Raw genomic sequence first — 18,750 nt, forward strand, 5'->3', positions numbered from 1 at the left:
ATTTAAACATCTGTTCCCCGCAAATGCGCCCGGGAAGGCCGTGCTCGCGGATTATGAGTGCTGGCGGTTAAGCGGTCATGCTTTCGGTCATGGTGTCGGTCACCAATTGATCTCTTTCGGCGGCTGTCGCCCAGTGGATCACGCTTCCGTCGGGGCGTTTGGAGACGACCAGGAGTCGATCGATATTCTCCGCGACGGATTTTACGTGGCTGATCACCGCGATAAGCCGGCCGCCACGGGTTTGCTGCGCGAGAGCGTCGAGGGCTCCGGCGAGCGCGTTGGGGTCGAGCGCGCCGAAGCCTTCGTCGAGGAACAGCGCCTCGATACGTCCGCCGGAGCGGCTGGCCAGTTCGACGACGGCGAGGGCGAGCGCGAGGCTTGCCATGAACGTTTCGCCACCCGAGAGCGTTTTGGGGTCTCGGGATTGCCCGGTTTGGCCGTCGATGATGCGGAAGTCGTCGGCGAACCGGAAACGGTGGCCGGTCATGCCCAGGAGTAGTTCGGAGGCCAGGTCGAGCAAGGTGTGCTGGCGTCGGGCCACGATAAAGGAGGGAAATTTGCCGTCGGCCAGGAGCCGGCAGAGCTCTTTGAGCCCTTCGGTCAAGGGCTGGGCTTGGGAGATGCAGATGTCAAGCTGTGCGGCGATGGGGATCTGGCGTTGGGCCTCGGTCAGGTGCTCGGTCGCGAGCTTGAGATCGGCGGCGGCGTGGCCGAGGAGGTCGTCGAGGTCGTCGCTCGTGTCGGCTTGCGATTCCGTCAGAGCCTGCTGCACGACTTTGTTCTGGGCCTCGGCGGCGGTTCGTAGATCGGTCTGCGTTGTCTCGCTTACCTGCTGAAGGCGTTGGGCTGTTTCTTGGATCTCTCGTGCCCAGGTGGCACGCGCTTGCAGATCGTCACCTACAAATTCGGACAAGCTCTCGGCATTCAGGAGCCTGGCAAGATCGGCGGCACGTTCGTACGTAGTGACGATCTTCGTGTGCAGCGCTTGAGAGGGACGTTCGATCTCGACCAAATGGCGCTGCTGGAGGGTACGTTCTTGCGCTCCGAGCCCTTCGCGGTGTTGGGCGGCGCGTTCCAGGTCGTCGCGGATTTCGTTGAGTGCGGCCCGGCGCTGTTTCGCGAGAGTAAGGGCCGTGTTGATGGCCGCTATCGCCGGCAGGCCCTCGGCCTGGAACGGGACCGGCAAGGTGGCCAGCCGGGCGCTGAGAGCCGCGGCCTTCTTCTCGTACGCGAGCTGCGCGTCCGCCAGCTCGTCGCTCTTTTCCGAGAGTCGCCGCTCGTGAAGTTCCAGAGCCACGGCTAGTTCGGTCGAGACCTTCAGCGCTGCGGCACCCGCTCCGGCCGCCTTCTCGGCCTCGGCGCAGGCTGTGCCGGCTACCGTGCGGACGGCGGCCAGGATGCAGTCGTCCGGGTCGTCCAGGTCGACGGTGCCGAGTATGCGAGAAAGTTCGGCGATGAGGTCGACCAGAGTCTCGCGGGCCGTCTCGCTGTCGACCGCGGCGGCGGCTTGCGCGGAGGTGGCGTGTTCCAGGTTTGCGGTGGCGGTCGCTACCGCCTTGTCGGCTTTACGGACTCCGGTCTGGGCCGTTCTGACCTTGGATGTTGCTGTCTCGAGTCCGTCCGGGGTAGGGGCGACGAAGTCGGCGGGCAGCTCATGCGAGCAGATGGGGCATGGGTCGCCGGCGTGGCTGCGGCTCGCCGCGTGTGCCGCCGAGCTGGCGCGTCGGCAGGTCTCGAGGTCTTCTTCCGCCTGGGCGAGCACGATGTGGGCTTCGCTGGCGCCCTTCTCCGCTGCTGCGAGGGCCACTTGAGCGGATATGACGGCGGCGTCCGCCTTGGCCCGCGCCTCGTCAGCCTGGCGGCCACGATCGATCTGTTTCCGGACGGCGGCCAACGCCGTCGTGCACTGCTCGACGTGTTGTGCCTGCTCGTCGGCGTGTTGCTGGGCCGTGCTGGCGGCGGTGCCGGCATTCGCGGCGTTGGTCGCTGCCCGCTCGGCCTGTTCGCGGTGGCCGGCGAGGCCGGTTCGCTCGGTCGCGAGTGCCTCGGCTCGTTGGTGAAGGTGGTCCTTCTCCGCGTCCAGGTCGGGTTGCTGACGTGCGGCGTCTTCTAGAGTGGCGATGGCCGTGTTGACGGCATCCTGCCCGGTGCCGTCCGCTTCGGCGGTGGCGAGATCCGCTCGTACGGAGGCGATCGCCGCGTCGGCCGCCGCGATCTCCCGAGTGACCCGGTCCGACTCGACGCCCAAGGCCTCGTCGGCGGCCAGGAGGCGCTGATAGGTGTCCGGAGCGTCGGCGACGTGGACGCGTTGCAGGGCCGCCGCCGCGTCGCCGATCTTCTGGGCCCGGTCGGCCAGGCGTTGGCGTTCGCGCTGGGCAGCGGCGATGGTGTTCTTGGCGTCTCGCAGCCGCGTGCGGCGGGTCTCGCTGTCCTGCTTGCGCTGGGTGGCCGCGTTCGCCTCGGCTTGCGGGTCGGCGAACATGAGTTGCCGCCGACCGGTGATGGTGGCCAGTTGCGGGTGGATGCGGTCGTAGGCTTCGCGGGCCCGGTTCTGCATGGTGTCGAGCTGGTCGAGCCCGAGGATGCTCTTGAGGATCTCGGTGCGCGGTCTGCCGGTGGTGTGCAGCAGCTCCTGGAATTTGCCTTGCGGGAGGATAACGGCTTTGAGGAAGGCCTTGGCGTCGAGCCCGATCAGGTCCTCGATGGTCGCGTTGACCTGGTCTTTGTGATCGTGGCGGATAGCTGTGTCGTCAAGGCATTCCAGGACGTGCTGAGCCGTCGGGGATCCGCTGCGGGAAGTGGAGCGCAGGACGCGCCAGGTCCGGTTGCGGGCTCGAAAGGTCAGGTCAACGAGGATGGTGTTCATGCCGTCGGCGATGAGCGGGACGGCGCTGCGGTGGTCCCAGGTGCAGCCGCCGTAGAGGGCGTAGAAGAGGGCCTCGAACAGGGAGGTTTTCCCGGCTCCGGTCGGGCCGACGATGGCCATCAGAGACGCGTCGGTGAAGTCGATTGTCTGCTCGGTACGGTAGGCGCGGAGGCCGGCCAGGCGCAGGGTCAGTGGTCGCACGTTGCGCTCCCTGCGGCCGTCGGGGCGAGGGTCTGGGCCAGGGCGGTCTCTTCGGCGAAGACGGTGTCGCGTTCTTCGTCGATTCCCTGCCGCAGGGCGGCGAAGACGCGGATGACGTCGGCAACGGCGCCGTTCTGGACGCCGCCTTGCTCGGCGAGGTACTGGCGGAACTCCTGGACCAGGTCGGTCTCGGGCGCGACGGTGTCGGGTCGTGCGAGTTCGGTGTCGTTGCGCTGGTTGTCCGCCAGGTTGGTGATCGGCAGGATCGTCGCGTCCGGGAGCAGGTCGTAGACCTGTTCTTTCAGCGTGGGGATTGGGGCGGGGCTGTGGATGGTGATCAGGCAGATCTCGTCGGTGAAGTCGGCGGCCTGCATCCTGAGCTCGTCGAGCGTGCCCTCGAACTTGCGCAACCGGCGGCCCCTGTGCAACAGCACTTTTTCGACCTGCGCGGGTTCGCCGGCTTTGACGGTAACCATGACGATGCCTTTGCGGTCGTTGACCTCGCCGAAGTCGAGTTGGAGGGGTGATCCGGCGTAGCGGCCGGTGATGGCGGTGTTGGGTAGCCGCTGGGGTTGGTGGATGTGCCCGAAGGCCGCGTAGCTCACCGGCGGCAGCGCGTCGAGATCGGTCGCGTAGGTCTCGTCGACGTGCAGGGAGCGTTCGCTGCTGCACAGTTGGGCGCCGCCGACGTGTAGGTGAGCCGCGAACATGGCGATGTCGCGGTGCGGGTCGAAGTCCTGCATGAGGTTGTCGGCCAGCGCGGCCTCGTAGCCGCGGATTCTGCCGTTGTAGGCCGTCCCCCAGGTCTCGGGCGGCCCGAAGGCGTCGACGACCTCGCTGACGTGGACGAAGGGCAGTACCGCGAGGCGCAGGACCTGATCGTCGGCGACTGGGAAGCGCAGCACACCGCCGTCGTCGCCGTGGCGCGGCTTGTCGACGAACCGCAGCCGGCCGTTGGCGCCAAGGAGCCGGTTGAAGATCCGGAAGAGGGCGGCCGAGTCGTGGTTACCCCGGACCACGACCGTCGGGGCGATCGCCGCCAGTTGTTGCAGGGCGGCAGCGGCGCGTTCGATCTCGACGTAGCCGGGCAGGTACTGGTCGAACAGGTCGCCGGTGTGCAGGATGACGTCCGGCTTGCGCTCGCGGGCGATGTCGATGATCTCGGCGATCACCGCGTCGTGGTCCGGCGCGCGGGATTCCTGGTAGGTGGCACGACCCAGATGCCAGTCCGAGGTGTGAAGCAACTTCATGAGGGCCCTTCTCGCGGATACGGGCAGGTATAGATGGCGTTTCGCGGACGCCGGGGTGTCCGCAGATGATCACACACCGTACAGACCCACGTAGTCTGGCAGAACATGGAAGCAAGTCAAGTAGCATGGTAGTGTCGGGTTATGCCAGAACATCCTGATGTCCGCGCGGCGCTTTCGGACGTATTCCGGCTCCAGCAGGAACTGACGGCCGCTCTGGACGACGGCAGGCCGGAGGACGTCGACCGGATCCTCGCCGAGCTCACGGTCGCGGAGCGGCGCCGTAACCGGCTCTTGCAGCGGGCCAGCAACGCCTCCCCTTCGGGATTCGACGCCGTCCCCCCGGTCCGCGAGCAGTTGGCGGCCGTCCTGGGCTTGCTGAGCCGGCCGGCGGCGGTCGCGCTGATCAAGGATGCAGCGACCGCACGATTCGGCGAACCGATCCAGCCCAGCCGCCTGGCGTCGGTACGCCGCGACGAGCAGCGGTCGTGGCAGGCCGCGAACCGACCCAGCAGCCAGGGCCGCAGCCTTGCACGGCCGGCCTACATCGTTCCGGCGCTGACCGCGGACCGCTTCGCGCCGGTACGCGGGATGCTCGCCATGTCCAGCTGGGCGCTGGAAGTGCGGATTATCGCTCCGGCGAGCCACCGTGTCGACACGCTGCACATCCTCGTTCGGTTGATTGACGAGCTCGACCGCGATCCGGAAGCATCGTGGGCGCCGAACATCAGGCGCATGGTGTGGCGCTTCGCCCGTTCGGTGGCCGGCGCTATCGACAACCGCGACGGGGTTGGTAACCAGCAGATCCGCGATGCCGCCGAACGCGAGCTGGCGCTCATCGCTCCTGATGACACCGCCGAACGTCACGCGGCAGCCGAACGCGCGCGTCGGCAGCTCGACCCGGAAATGCTCCTGTTCGGTTCCGCGTTGCGTAACGCATCCCAGAATTCCTCCTCGGAGGCAAGTGCATGATCGTCGAAGACGCCCGCGAACGTCTCGTACGGTTCCGTGGCGGCTTTCCCGTGAAGCCGCTTGATGCCCGCCGTATCGCCGGCCTGCTCGAAGCGCCGGGCTGCACTCGGCGGCAAGTCCTTGATGCCGCGTCGATCCCGATGGAGGACCTGGTCCCGCTGCTGGGCGGCCGGTGGGCCGGAAGTAGCCCACTGGCGCTCGATCGTGGCCGGCGCTTCGAGCAGCGCGTGGTGGCCAACGGCATGACGGACCTGCTGCCGTTGGTCCGGCAGAAACTCGGCTTACAGGTGCAGGACATACGGCAACTAGATCTGTCCACGTCCGAGCTCAAGACCCAGTATCCCGATCCCGAGATCGATCTCACGAGGCTGAGGGTGAAGCTGACTCGTAGCGCCGTCGAGCAGATGCTTGACGGCGATCAGGCGGCGATCAATCTCCTACGCCACCCCTATCTGCCGCTGTCGCTCGGCGACATGCCCACGCATCTCGAACCGGACGTCGTCGCGTTCGCCGCTTCCGGGAACCTCGCCCCGCTCGAGATCAAGTCGTTCTCGTGCGTCAACGGGGTTGCCGACCCTGTGAAGGTGTCCGAGGCAGCCCGGCAGATGGCGGTGTATCTGCTGGGGCTGCGCAAGCTGGTCGGCGATCTGGGCGGGGCCAAGGATCGTGTGAACACCAGCGGGCTGCTGGTGATGACCGAGAACCTGTTCCTGCGGGCTACCGGGCACGTGATCAACCTGCGGCCGCAAGTCCAGCGGCTGGAGCGGACCCTGCGGGCGTTCCCGGACGCGACCAGGCTGGCCCCGTCGGTTCCGGTCTCGATCGAACTTCCGTGCCTGCCCGACGAGGACGCGCCCGAAGTAGTCAAGGACGCGGCCCGCGAACAGGCACGTGAGGCGGTCGGCGCGCTAGGGATGCGGTTCGGCGACGGCTGCACCCGCTGCCCGATGCTGACCTTCTGCCGCACGGAGGCGCGACTGCAGGACAACGTCGCCCAACTGGGCAACCAGGCCGCCAACCTGTGCGGCGACGTCGGCACGGTCACGGCTGCCCTCGAACTCGCGGCGGGAACCCGGCAACCCGACGGTGCCGCCGAGATCGCCGTCGCCGACGAACTGCGCCGGGCCTCGATCGCGCTCGAACTCGCCGGAGCGCGTGGATGAGTCTAGATGTCCTGCTCGGCCTGACGGCCGTCGCGAACCGGCGTGCCGTGCCGCGGGCCAGCCAATGCCACGTGCATCTCTCCGGGCGGCCCTTCGTCGTCGTCGGCTACCACGTGCCCGGAGACCCGGGATCCCCGCTCGGCATCCTCTGCGGCGACCGGCGCGACCAGCCGCGGGTCATCGCGGCAGGGGAACCCCGCGACTACGACGAGCGGTGGCGCACCCTCACCGAGTTCGCGCTCAACCTTAACGGCTATCTCGGCCGATACGCCATGCCGACGCCGCCCAGCCGCCAGGGCCGCAGCCCGGCCCGAGCGCGTCCGGTGATCCCGCAGCTCGTAGTGCCCAACGCCGACACCGCACAGTGGCTGTGCCAGGAACTCGGTCTGCTCCTGCGCTATCTACAACCCGAGCGCGACCCCCGGATCAGCCCCGCGCTGCCGGTGGCCGGGGCGCACCTGTCGTTCTTCGACCAGCAGCGGGTGCCCGGGGCGTCGCTCGTCCTTGCCATGACCGAAGTGCTCGCTCAGCATTGGAAGACCGGCCAGCTTCCGTCGATGGACAGCAACCTGGCCTCGCAATTGGCCTGGATCCGACGGCCCGACACGATCCTGGAGGCGGAGAACGCGCTTCCCGCTGGGCCCGTCCCGGATCCCGAGTGGGAGCGGAAGACGTACACCCGCTCGACCAAGGTCTTCAACCAGCTGCGCGGCGTCGCCGGACGACCTGCCGACGCCGTTCGGGAAGCGTCGGACACGGTGTGGGAGGCCCTGGAGCCGGCCTGGAAGGCTGTGTGGGAATCACTGGACGCGGTCGACGAGCTTCCCGAGGCCGAACACGTCGACGAACGCGCTCGTGGCGATGAGATGCAGTGGCATCGTCACGCCGAACGCGTCCGCGGCAACCGCGCCTACTTCCGGCGCCGGCCGCGCCAGCTCCAAGTCTTTCGGTATCTCAACCGGCTGGAACGGCTGACGGGCAACCTCGACCGGCAGATGGCTCTCGACGACCCGCAGATCATGGCCCGCCACGTCGCCTCCGGCGACGCGCTCTCCGGAACGGTCGTCAAAGTCCTGCCAGAAGGCACCGGCCGTCAAGGCCGCCGCCAGCCCCGGCCGATCATGCACATTAGGCCAGATCTCCCCTTCGCCCGCCCGCTGGGAACCCATCTCTGGTTGCACTGCGCCGTCGAGACGTCCCGCGCCGGAAACCCTGTGCGGCCCACCGTGGAGCTGGAAGTCACCGGGCTCGACGCTGACGGCATCGTCGAACTGACCGTCGTGAGCAACGCGATCAAGCGCGAGCACCACCGCCGGCTTCCGCTACCCGACACCCGTCAGGTCTTCGCCCCGTTCGAACCGCCGACTTTCCGCCCCGACGCCATCCCTGACGTCCTTCCCTGGACGCACCGCGAACCCGAGGCAGACTGATGCCCACCGACCCTCGCGCCGCCCACACCGCAGCCATCGACCAGGTCTGGCGCCTGCTCGACGCCGGAGCCCAGGCCGTCATCGTCAACTCGCCGCCCGGAGCAGGAAAATCCACACTCGTCCGCGCGACCGCCCGCCGGATGGCGGGCAGCCATGGTCAGATCCCGATCATCACCCAGACGAACGAACAAGCAGACGACCTCACACGCGACCTGCTCGAAGATCTACGCGACTCACCAATTCGCGCCGGTCGGTTGCACGCCGATAAATACACGCCACCCGTCGGCGTCACAGCGTCAACGGACATCGACGAGCTCAACGAGTGCGACATCGTCGTCGCGCCCGCCGCGAAGTGGGGCTTCGTCCGCGCCGACCACCGGTGGGAACTCGGCATCGTCGACGAGGCTTACCAGGTGTCGTCGGTCGACCTCGCCAAGTTCGCCGCCAGGTTCGACGCCCTGCTCCTGGTCGGCGACCCCGGACAGCTCAGCCCCTTCACCACGGCCGACGAAGGCGCCATCAGGTCCACGGGCAGTTGGCCATTGGAAACCGCCGCCGGCACCGTACTCGGCACCTACCCCGACACACCCGTGGTGCCGTTGCCCGTGTCGTGGCGACTCCCGCCCAGCGGGGCCGGCATCGTCTCCGACGCCTTCTACAGCCGCGCCTTCACCGCCGGCTCCGACCACGGCGAGCGAGGCCTTCGTCTTCCCCTCGGCGCCATCCGTGACTCCGTCGACGAAGTTCTGCGCGTCGCGGAAAGATACGGGTGGTGCCTGGCCCAACTGCCCGATGCCCAACTTCCCCGCACCGACCCCCAGGCTGTCGCCACGATCGCGAACATCGCCCACCGGCTGCTCTCCAGCAAAGCCCGCATCCAGGACGGCAAGGAGCTACGGAACCTCTACCCCCGCGACATCGCCATCGGTGTGACCCACCGCGACCAACAAGCCCTCGTACGGGCAGCCGCCGACACGGTCTGCGAATCCCTCGACCTCGCGCCGGGCTCAATCGTGGTCGACACCGCCAACAAGCTTCAGGGCCGGCAATTTGAAGTGGTGATCGCCTGGCACCCGCTGTCTGGCCGCCGCGATGCGTCCGCCTTTCACCTCGAAGCGGGACGGCTCTGCGTCCTCGCCTCACGCCACCGGCAAGCCTGCATCGTCGTCACCCGAGACGGCGTCCGCCAGCAACTTGACGCCTACCCCCACACCGAACCCGTATGGATCGGCGCCGCGACACCAGAGGTTGACGGGTGGGAGGCGAACCATCGATTCCTCGACGGCCTCAACCAATTCGCTGTTTCCGTCGACGCGTGACCCCGCATGTTTCAACCGGCGGTACCGGAGCTGCTCCAGCACCCGAACCCGCCGGCCCGGCTCGTCGTCGGACCGACCCCGCACCGACTCGATGTACCCGTCGCGGGCTCACTGGTGTGCCTCTACGCCACCGGTTCGTCCACGCAGCCGGGCTTTCGAGAACGAGACGTAAGTCGGGAGCCGAGGCAACGCCCAGGATCACCGGAGCTCACGAGCCCTCACGCGGGTACGGCGCGCCCCGGCTCCCGTGCCCCGACTCCGCATGATCTGCCGAGGTCGGAGCACTTGTCCGTCTTGTGCTGCCCCAAGGGAAGCCTTCAGTGGCCGTGCAGGACGCAAACGACCTTCCCGAGAAGCTGCGCGCTGTCGGCGGGGATCACGGGATAGCGGGGATTGCGGGGGACGAGTTCGACTTGCCCCTCCCGGACTCGGTATTGCTTGACGGTGGCTTCGTCATCGATCAGCGCCGCGACGATATCCCCGGAGTCAGCCACCGGCTGTTGACGTACGACAATCACGTCCCCGTCATCGATGCCCGCCTCGACCATCGCCGGGGACTGTAAAAACAACGGTGTAACTCCGATCAAGGGAGTAGCACCTGATGACGATCACGACCGATGCAGTGGACACTGCCGCTGTGCCCGGTGATGAGAAGGCCAAGCGGCCGCGTACGAAGGCGACGCAGGCGGGTGTCGACCCAGCGTTGGTGTCGCAGTTGGTGACCCAGGCCCGTGAGCAGGGGCTGCAGCTGTCCGGCGAGGGTGGGCTGCTGCAGCAGTTGACGAATATCGTGCTGGAGTCAGCCCTCGATGGTGAGATCACCGACCACCTCGGCTACGACAAGCACGACACGGCCGGCGTGAACTCCGGTAACTCCCGCAACGGCAGCCGGTCCAAGACCGTGCTCACCGATGTCGGGCCGGTGCGGATCGACGTGCCGCGGGATCGGGCGGGTTCGTTCGAACCGGCCATCGTCAAGAAGCGTCAGCGCAGGTTGTCCGGGGTGGAGGACCTGGTGCTGTCGCTGTCGGCGAAGGGCCTGACCACCGGCGAGATCTCTGCCCATCTGGCCGAGGTCTACGGCGCCGAGGTCTCTCGCCAGACGATCTCCACCATCACCGACAAGGTGATGGACGGTATGACCGAGTGGCAGAACCGGCCCCTCGATCCGGTCTACCCGGTGGTCTTCCTCGACGCCATCAACGTCAAGATCCGCGATGGGAAGGTCGCCAACCGGCCGATCTACGTCGCCTTGGCCGTCACCGCCGACGGCACCCGCGACATCCTCGGCCTGTGGGCCGGCGACGGCGGGGAAGGCGCCAAGTTCTGGCTGCAGATCTGCACCGAGCTCAACAACCGCGGCGTCGACGACGTGCTCATGGCCGTCTGCGACGGGCTCACCGGGCTGCCGGACGCCATCGGGCAGGTCTGGCCGCGCACCGTGGTGCAGACCTGCGTGGTGCACCTGCTGCGCAACTCCTTCCGCTACGCCGCCCGCCAGCACTGGGACGCCATCGCCAAGGCCCTCAAACCGGTCTACACCGCACCGACCGAGGCCGCCGCCACCGAACGGTTCCTGGAGTTCGCCGAGGCCTGGGGCAGCCGGTATCCGGCGATCGTGAAGCTGTGGGAGAACGCCTGGGCCGAGTTCGTGCCGTTCCTGGCCTTCGACGCCGAGATCCGCCGGATTATCTGCTCCACCAACGCCATCGAGAGCGTCAACGCCCGCATCCGCCGCGCCGTCCGCGCCCGCGGCCACTTCCCCAACGAGCAGGCCGCGCTCAAGTGCGTCTACCTCGCCGTGATGAGCCTGGACCCGACCGGGCAAGGCCGCAAGCGCTGGGCCATCCGCTGGAAGAGCGCACTCAACGCCTTCGACATGACCTTCGACGGACGCCTGTCCGCCGGCCGCAAGTAGACATCAACAAACCCCAGTTACACCGTTAACTTGACAGACCCACTGCCGCTCGGCCCGCACGAACCGGCCCGCGACACGCGCCACCGCCTCGTCCAGGATGACCCGCCACCGATCAACGTCTACGCTGTGGCACGCGGCCACCGCCCGATCTTCGGTTGTCCTCACAAACCATCGATGATCAACGTGGTGGCCGTCTTCATGCCCACGCCACGCCCAACGCCAAAGCCAAGTGACGTTGGAGTATTAGCTTCTCGGCATAGCACTCACGGCACGCTCCGCTTCGTGACCTCGCGGCCGGGCGATAATCTCGACGGCGTTGATGAGGGTGTCTCTCAGACGCCGATCGAGCTGGCACCTGGCGTCGCTCGTTGTCGCTGCGCGCATGGCGGGAGCAGCCTCATGTGGGCAGGGAGGGCTGGGTGGCAGGTTCCTGGATGGTACGAGTCGCTGATGCTGATGAGGTGGCTCTTCGCCACGGCGTCATCGTCGCCAACTGGCCCGAGCTGGGCGACATCTCGCAATGCCAGGGTCCAGAGGACGTCCGTGAACGCCTCAGCGCCGCCTACGAAGAGAAGCCTCGCAGGACGTTGGGCAACTACGCCGGTCAGCTGTGGCGCTTCTTGGGGGAGATGTGTCCGGGGGACTACGTTGCCATGCCTTTTGTGGGCTCGTCGCGGCACCTGGCCATCGGCCGAATCGTTGGCCGCTACCGCTTCCGGGCCGACGCGTCGCAGGGGTTACGGCATACGCGGGCGGTGGAATGGCTCCGCAAGGATGTGTCACTGAATCTGCTGCGCGACGATCTGCGCAACAGTTTGGGGTCAATCATGAGGATCTCCCGCCTCTTGGCTGACCCTGACGGGCGACGTCTCGCCGCGCTGGCCCGGGGAGAACCCGACCCCGGACCGACCTCTGGAGTGGAGGTTATCCCGGTCCGGTACAGGGCAAGTGTGGTCGATGTGGGTGACGGTGCCTGCACGATCATCAGAACACCCCACGACGGCCGCGACACCGTGACGGTGGTCGACTGCGGTAGCAACAGCATCTCCGCCGATGAGGCGTGCGACCGCCTGTTGGACGCCCTCGACGGCCGACCGGAGCGTATCGACACGATCGTGGTCACCCACTTCGACGCAGACCACTACCTCGGGTTTGTGCGCCTTGCGGAGCGGATGAGCGTCCGCGGGCAGCGTTTCGATGCGCTCCGGCTGATCTCACCACGACCGCCGGAGAGCGAACCACGGTTCGCCGCCGCCTACCTGGCGATGGCCCTGACCGTCACCGGGGTCCGCAGCCTTGACCTGGCGGTCGGCTTGGAGCAGGTGACCAGAGGTGGTCAGTTCCGATATGCGCCGTTGTGTCGCGGCAGCAGCTTCCTCGCCGGCGGTCGAGGCTATGAAGTGTTGTGGCCGCTGGCTGTGCTGCCGAAGACCGTTACCCGGCAGGTGCGCAGGGCGGTGCACGGCTTCGAGGAACTCGCGGAAGCTCTCGCGGACAGGGGCAACACGGTCTTGCGGGACAACTTTGAGGCGGCCAGGCAAGGCGGCTGGCTGCACGGACCGGACGACGAAACGCAGAGGTGGACGATGAGGGGCGATCCTTTCGTCGACGGAGAGCCCATCAGCGAGGACCTAGATGACAGCGACGAGGGGAGTGGCCTGCACATCGACCGGCTGAACCTCCCCGATGACCTCCGCCATGCCTTTCGGGAAGTCTGGGATGAAATGCGCCGCGCCAACAACAACATGTCGTTGGTCTTTGAGGACGCAGAGCCGGGCCGCCTCGTTGTCTTCGGCGATGCCGGTCCACCAGTGTTGTCCTGGCTTGCCAAGACCGACCTGAACCCAGCCCACTACGCCTTGATGCTCGCGCCGCATCACGGCACCCAATATCTGCCGCCGCCTCTGAGGGTGACCGCTGACCTGTGCGTTGCGCAGAACGGCAGTAAACGGGGCCACCTGTGGGAGCGCCACCGTGGCACGCACGACAATCATGGCCGCTGTGTCAGCAGCACCTCAGGCACCCACCATCTGCTGCTGTAGTCGTAGACCTGCCGCCGCCTTCGGAGATGGATGCAGCTACTCCTGCCGGATCACCGTGCTGTCGGGCGAGAAGCCGAACTCGTACTGGCCATCCTCTGCCACTCGGTCGAAGTTGTGCATCACGAGCGGCGCCGGAGCAAGATCTTGAGGATCTCGATGGCGGTTCGGCGGCTTGCGGGGGTTCGAGTGAGAAGGGCGGTGAGCGCCGCCGTCATCACCGTCGTGGCGTAGAGCAGCCCGCCGGCGCTGGCGGTCGCTGCCGTGAACCCGGCGCCGTGGGCAGCCACCGCCAACGCGACGGCCATATGCGTTTTGCGGACCCCTTGCGGTCGAGCAGAGCAAGTCCGCATTTTTCTGGACGAACGCCGATGTGGCTGGCCGGTGGTGGGATGCGGTTAGGTCAGGCTGTTGAGGAGTTGGCCGGCCACGGTGTTACCTCGACCGTGGAGGCGGGCGAGGATTTGCCGTCCGTTGTCTGCGGTGGGGCCGGTGCCGTGCAGCGGGTTAGGGGTGCGGGTGGAGATGGTGACCAGGAACTCGGTAACCGCGGTATCCACCCGCTCACTGGTGGGGTTGGAGGAACGTTCGCGGGCGGCGAGCCAGCCGACGGCGTCATGGACGAACGCTGCCGCGGCCGACTCCTGGAAGAAGCGGACGGCCGCGTAGGCGAAGTCGTCGTGGCCCATGTGCGCGCCGAACCACGTCGACCACGCCGGCACGGCTGCGCGGATGGCGGCTGTCTGCTGCTCGCTGACCGACGAGTGCCCCCACTTGCCGAGCCCGGCGACGGCGAGCGCCAGGACGCCCCTGCCGGAGTGGCCCTGCCATGTGCTGGCGGTGGTGGCGAAGCCGAGCATGTCTGCGACTAGGGCGGGGAAGGCTGCTGGCAACGGGTTCTTCGTGCAGGCGGCTTTCCAGACCTGGCTGAGGTAGCTGTCCACCCAGGAGGAGGCGGTGGCGCCGAGGGTGAGGATCGGCTCCCAGATCGTACGGGCCTGTGCGGCGTCGGCGCTGATCGTGATGTCGGCGAGAAGCCTAAGAGCGCTACGTTCCTCGTCGTTGGGGTAGCGGGGGGAACGATTGGCGGCCTTGGTCGGGGTCAGCCCGGAGGCGAGGAACGTCGCGAGGTCGGCGGCGAACTCGACCGCCCGGGCTCGCGTGAGCGTATCCGCCGTAGCAGCAAGGGCTGTGAAGTGCGGGCGGGAGGCGACGAGGTAGCCGAGGTCGAGGGTGCGCAGTATGCGGGAGCGGTCGTCGTGGGCGTCGGGGAGTTTGGCCGCGAGGGTGGTGGCGATCCAGTCCGGGAGCCGGGGCACCTCGGCGGGCAGACAGCCGTCGGCGAAGGCGTCGAATGCGGCCTCGGCGGCCGCCTCCAACTCCGGGAGGCCGTCGATCGGGCCGTGACCGGGCTCGTCGTCCTCTTGGTCCACGTCGGGTCCATCGGCTTCCTCCGGGTCGGTGTCGAAGTCGAGGTCTTCTTGCAAGTAGGGGTCGATTTCGTTGTGCCACATCGACAGCCGCGCGCAGTGCAGCGTCAGGTACTCGAGCCGGCGCAGGTCGTCGGCGAGGTGCGGGTGTGCGGCGGCGAGCCGCATCACGGTGGTGACCGTGATGCGACGGGCAACGAGCAGCCGTGCGATGGCCGCGCGCACGGTGACGTCGTCGGGGGTCTCGGCCCACAGGGCGGTGAGCGCTTCGGCGCAGAAGACGTCCCATTCATCGTCGGAGGGGCTGTCGGGGTCTGCGTGGGACCGCGTGGCGGTCGGGTCGGTGAGGGGGCGCATTAGCACGGCCCTGCACCACGCCTCGCGGTCGGGGTGGTTCCGCAGCCAGTCGCGGGCGCACAGCACCAGCCACGCCGCGTACCCGCACCGCAGATCTTCCACACTGCTGATGGAGCTCGGCGACTCAGCGTCCGGGCCGAGAGCGTCGAGTTGGGGCTGGACGGTGGCCCACTGCTCCTCGAGCTCGGCGTCGCTGGGGCGGACATGGTCGGTGATGTTGCGGCGCATGGTGTGGGCGAAGACCATCCAGGCGCGATCGCGGTCGAGGTGGTCCCGCATCTCGCGGGCTTCTTCCTCAAGGGCCGCCGGCGGGGTGTATACGAGGTAGGGTTTTCCGTCCGTGGCGCGGACGGCGTGGTAGTTCGCGATGTCGGTCGCGGCGAGCATCACCCGCCACCGGTGTGCGTCTGTTGCGGCCCAGTGCTCTCGGGCGGTAGTGAGCTGCTCGGTGAGTCGGCCGGTGACGAATGCGCCTAGGCGCACCAAGTCCAGGAGCGGGGTCTTGCGGTGGTCCATGGTGTGCCAGTTGCGGGCTCGCTTCGCTCGGGTGGGATCCATGACGAGCGGGAGCAACCTGAAGGAGCGCATCTGCACGCTCATCCGGTCGTCGTCGAGCAGGTCGGCGCTGGTGACCAGGGGCGCAAGCGGGCCTTCCAGCAGTGCAGGAGTGTGGCGGGCGATGTCGGCGAGCAGCCCCCACGTCGCGACCGATCGGCTGCCGGTGAGCTGGACGAGGAGCGTGGTGATGTCGCGGCCGTCGTCGAGGGCCTTGTAGAGATGGGCCTCCAGGGCCATCATTGCCGCCGCCAGGATGTCCGGCACCTGGTGGCCACCGTGGCTCCAGGCCAGGACGGTAGCGTCACCGACCAGCGCGACGGGTGCGCCGTCGATGAGCAGCTCGAACGCCGGCCGCTCCTGCGTGGGTTCCTGGCCGCCTGACATCGGGGCGTTGCGGGTGCGTCTCCAATGGGTGGTCGCGTGTTCGACGAGGGCGAGCACCACGTCGATGCCCTGCGGTTCGGCGTTGATGAGCATCGCGCGGAACGGCCCGCACTCGGGGATCGGATCAAAGGAGCGCGGAGCGCTGGCGATGCCGAGGCCGTCACGCAGCCGGTGGTGAAAGTGATGGCGGTGACGGCGGTCGGAGTCGACGGCAGCTCGCAGCACCAGGTCCCGGGCCAGCTGCGCGGACGCCGGCAGCAACGGCATCACGGTGTCGACGTCCAGCAAGGCCGCACGGAGTCCCGTCTGGCCGCGACGCTGGCGGCCCCTGACCTGGCCGCTGTGCTCGAGCTGGCTGTCAACAGGGGGCAGCAGCGCGTCGAGGAAGGTGGCGACGGCGTCGGGTTTGACCGCGCCAGCGGCGATCACGCACCGCCACAGCACCGGCTCGACCCTGTCGTCGAAATAGCCTCCGCCGGCGATGTGCGCGACGATGTGCCGTCCGACCGCCAGGCCGATCACAGCAGCCTGATCGCGGGCCGGCCACGTGTCGGGGGCGTGCCGCAGCCACAGGTCGGCGATCGCGGCGACCTCCGGGGCGGCCGAGGCGACCGCAGTCTCATGCTCCGCCGCCAGGACGCGCAGGACCGGAAGCCACAGCGGCCACACCGGCAGCCGCGACTGCGCGGCGGCGTACACCGCCACGTCCGGCATGTCGGCGAACACAGTGATCCAACTGGAGTCCGGCACGGTCGCGGAGAACCTGAACCTGCGCAGCAGCCGTGCCAGCAGAGCGCTGTCGGCGGCGAGGCGCGACCACAGCTCGCCCAGAAGCCGGTCGGCGTCGTGGGCGTAGAACACCGCGTCGAGGTACAAGTCCGCCACGAGCGGCTGGTCGGCGGCGTCCAGCGCAGACCGGTCGGCCTCCCACCGGTCGACACCGTGCTCGCGGAGCACGCCGGCGGCATACAGGCGGATCGCTCGGTGCCACGACGGCAGCGCCGCCTTCTCCGCGATCACGCCGATGACGTCGTCACGGGAGCGCAGGTAATGCAACAGCGTCCAGTCGTCGAACAGGTCGTGGGCGAAGGAGACCCGGCCGTCGACCGCCGAGAGGATCCCGTCGACGCGCAGCGAATCAACGAGCCCAACGGCGTCGACCGGGAGGTCATCCAGGGGAGTGTGGGCCCGCAGACGGTCCGCCTGCTCGACGGCGATCCGCCGCAGCAACGTCTGGCGGGTGGCGCCGTCCGGGCCCGCGCCGGCCAGCCGCTGCCACCACAAGCCAGCGATCGACGGCTCGTCACGGATAGCGGCAACCGTAGCCCCAGGCATCCGCAGCACTAGGTCGAGGACCTTCGGGCGTCGCAGGACACCACGGAGCCCACCGGCGACGACCACCGCGGCCAGGTCCGGGTGCCCGCGCAACACCAGACCGATGTCGGCGTCAGACAGGTCCCCCATCACGAGCGGGGCGGCCTGCGGACCGTTGGCCTGCACCAAGTGCTCCGACACTCGGGGGAACTCAGATTGCTGCGAGGTGATCAACAACCGGATCCGGCCGCCGGCGGCGGCTGCGAGGCGTGCCAGGGCGGCCGTCGCGGCGAACGGCTCGTCGGTATAGACCCGGTCGAGGCCGTCAACGACGACGCGGACCTCTCCGGGGGCAAGCGTCAGGACCTCCTCCAGGCCCCGGGTCAGCCCGAGACGAGCGCCGACGCCGGCCTCGAGGTCCGCAGCCGACAGCCAAACCGCCCGGTGCGTGCCCGGGGCGGCCAGCCACCTCTTGGCCGCCACGGTCTTGCCGCACCCCGACGGCCCCGACAGCACGCTGACCGCCCCGGCGTTGGCGAGCACGGCGGTCACGTCCTCACGGACCAGGACCACGTCGTCGCCGAGCCGGTCCCGGACCCGGGCCGTCATGCTGGTGCTGTGCGCGGTGAGAAGGCTCCAGTCGGGAGCGACATCCGGGCGCAGCTGGAACGCGAACTGCCCGCCCAGCCGGTCAGCCAGAAGCTGCCAGGTGACTGCCCCGCCTTTGGGCCGCAGGTCGGCGACCACCTCGAGCAGCGCCGTCCACAGATCCACGGCCCTCCCGGCCTGCTGCGGAACGAGCGCGGCGCGGCACCACCGGATCGCGTCCGCGATCGCCTGGGAGGTAGGGGTGAGGAAGTCCAGACGCAGAGGCAGAAGCAAGGCCAGCAGCCGGGCGGGAGAGGAGTCCACGTTGACCCCGTGCTGCTCGGCGAGCTCTATCGGGCACTTCGCCGACTCCCACAGCGAGCGCTTCGCCTCGTTGAACGCGCCGGGCACGCCGATCCGTGAGGCGATGCCAGCCTGGTCGGCGGCGGCCTCCCCGATCAACTCCCCGAGCTCGACCCAGGTGCCCTGCGCCGCTGACCCTGACACCAGGCCGACCCGGTCTACAGCGGGCCGGAACCTGTCGGCGAGGATGTCGCGCCAGGCAGCCTCCACGAACTCCGTGTGCAGCCTGGCTCCGGTCAGCATGTCGAAGGACTTCACCGACGCCGACCACCGCGGCCCACCGGCCGCGTCACCGGTAACGACCATGTCATCGAGGAAGAACCCCGACGCACTGCCCTGGAACCGCACCTCCACCGGGACCGCGACCCCGAGGCCCAGCGGCATCTCGCCAGCGGCCATCCCAGCGGTGAGCCACGCACCAACACGGTCTTCGAAACTGAAGCCGCCACCGCCCGTGATGAACGCCGTCGCCACCGACCGCCCGTCCGACGCCTCGCTGCTCGACATCGCCTGAGGCTACCGGCCCGCACCCCACCCAGCCGCCGTCGGCCGGGTGAGCGTCGAGATCGACGGGGTGCACCGGTCGTACGTGTGCCTGCTC

11 protein-coding genes are annotated in these 18,750 nt (G+C 68.2%); 6 read left to right on the forward strand and 5 right to left on the reverse strand.

What is annotated here, in order from left to right; translation table 11 throughout:
* Nucleotides 1-67 precede the first annotated feature (67 nt).
* Nucleotides 68-3,067 carry an AAA family ATPase gene (locus tag LPU43_RS26745; RefSeq protein ID WP_229403312.1) on the reverse strand — a complete coding sequence of 1,000 codons (3,000 nt, stop codon included), beginning with the start codon at nt 3,065-3,067 and terminating at the stop codon, nt 68-70.
* Nucleotides 3,055-4,317, reverse strand: coding sequence for a metallophosphoesterase family protein (locus LPU43_RS26750; RefSeq protein ID WP_229403313.1), 1,263 nt, complete (start codon nt 4,315-4,317; stop codon nt 3,055-3,057). Before LPU43_RS26750 ends, LPU43_RS26745 begins: the two co-directional genes overlap by 13 nt.
* A gap of 141 nt (nt 4,318-4,458) precedes the next feature.
* On the opposite strand from LPU43_RS26750, the gene LPU43_RS26755 reads away from it, so the two are divergent.
* The 4 genes from LPU43_RS26755 to LPU43_RS26770 are packed head-to-tail and all read left to right on the forward strand — an operon-like array spanning nt 4,459 to nt 9,198.
* On the forward strand, nt 4,459-5,286 hold the full coding sequence (locus LPU43_RS26755) for a hypothetical protein (RefSeq protein WP_229403314.1): 828 nt from the start codon (nt 4,459-4,461) through the stop codon (nt 5,284-5,286).
* Complete coding sequence (locus tag LPU43_RS26760) at nt 5,283-6,449, forward strand: hypothetical protein (protein WP_229403315.1); 1,167 nt, start codon at nt 5,283-5,285, stop codon at nt 6,447-6,449. The genes LPU43_RS26755 and LPU43_RS26760 overlap by 4 nt, the downstream gene beginning before the upstream one ends.
* Complete coding sequence (locus LPU43_RS26765) at nt 6,446-7,879, forward strand: hypothetical protein (RefSeq protein WP_229403316.1); 1,434 nt, start codon at nt 6,446-6,448, stop codon at nt 7,877-7,879. The genes LPU43_RS26760 and LPU43_RS26765 overlap by 4 nt, the downstream gene beginning before the upstream one ends.
* Nucleotides 7,879-9,198: an AAA family ATPase gene (locus LPU43_RS26770; RefSeq protein ID WP_229403317.1), complete on the forward strand. Its 1,320-nt coding sequence runs from the start codon at nt 7,879-7,881 to the stop codon at nt 9,196-9,198. The genes LPU43_RS26765 and LPU43_RS26770 overlap by 1 nt, the downstream gene beginning before the upstream one ends.
* A 317-nt stretch (nt 9,199-9,515) precedes the next feature.
* Here the strand turns inward: LPU43_RS26770 and LPU43_RS26775 are convergent, their stop codons facing one another.
* Nucleotides 9,516-9,746, reverse strand: coding sequence for a LexA family protein (locus tag LPU43_RS26775; protein ID WP_229403318.1), 231 nt, complete (start codon nt 9,744-9,746; stop codon nt 9,516-9,518).
* Between the two features lie 53 nt (nt 9,747-9,799).
* Here LPU43_RS26775 and LPU43_RS26780 point away from each other — a divergent pair, with 53 nt between their 5' ends.
* Nucleotides 9,800-11,116: an IS256 family transposase gene (locus LPU43_RS26780; protein WP_229403319.1), complete on the forward strand. Its 1,317-nt coding sequence runs from the start codon at nt 9,800-9,802 to the stop codon at nt 11,114-11,116.
* Nucleotides 11,117-11,535: 419 nt separating this feature from the next.
* On the forward strand, nt 11,536-13,158 hold the full coding sequence (locus tag LPU43_RS26785) for a DUF8426 domain-containing protein (RefSeq protein ID WP_229403320.1): 1,623 nt from the start codon (nt 11,536-11,538) through the stop codon (nt 13,156-13,158).
* Nucleotides 13,159-13,277: 119 nt separating this feature from the next.
* On the opposite strand, the gene LPU43_RS26790 is transcribed toward LPU43_RS26785, so the two are convergent.
* Together LPU43_RS26790 and LPU43_RS26795 are read right to left on the reverse strand one after the other, a co-directional pair.
* Nucleotides 13,278-13,463 carry a hypothetical protein gene (locus tag LPU43_RS26790; protein WP_229403321.1) on the reverse strand — a complete coding sequence of 62 codons (186 nt, stop codon included), beginning with the start codon at nt 13,461-13,463 and terminating at the stop codon, nt 13,278-13,280.
* Nucleotides 13,464-13,553: 90 nt separating this feature from the next.
* On the reverse strand, nt 13,554-18,656 hold the full coding sequence (locus LPU43_RS26795; RefSeq protein ID WP_229403322.1) for a hypothetical protein: 5,103 nt from the start codon (nt 18,654-18,656) through the stop codon (nt 13,554-13,556).
* Between the last annotated feature and the right edge of the window lie 94 nt (nt 18,657-18,750).

This window comes from Micromonospora okii (assembly GCF_020884795.1).
In the GTDB taxonomy this organism is placed as follows: Bacteria; Actinomycetota; Actinomycetes; order Mycobacteriales; family Micromonosporaceae; genus Micromonospora; species Micromonospora okii.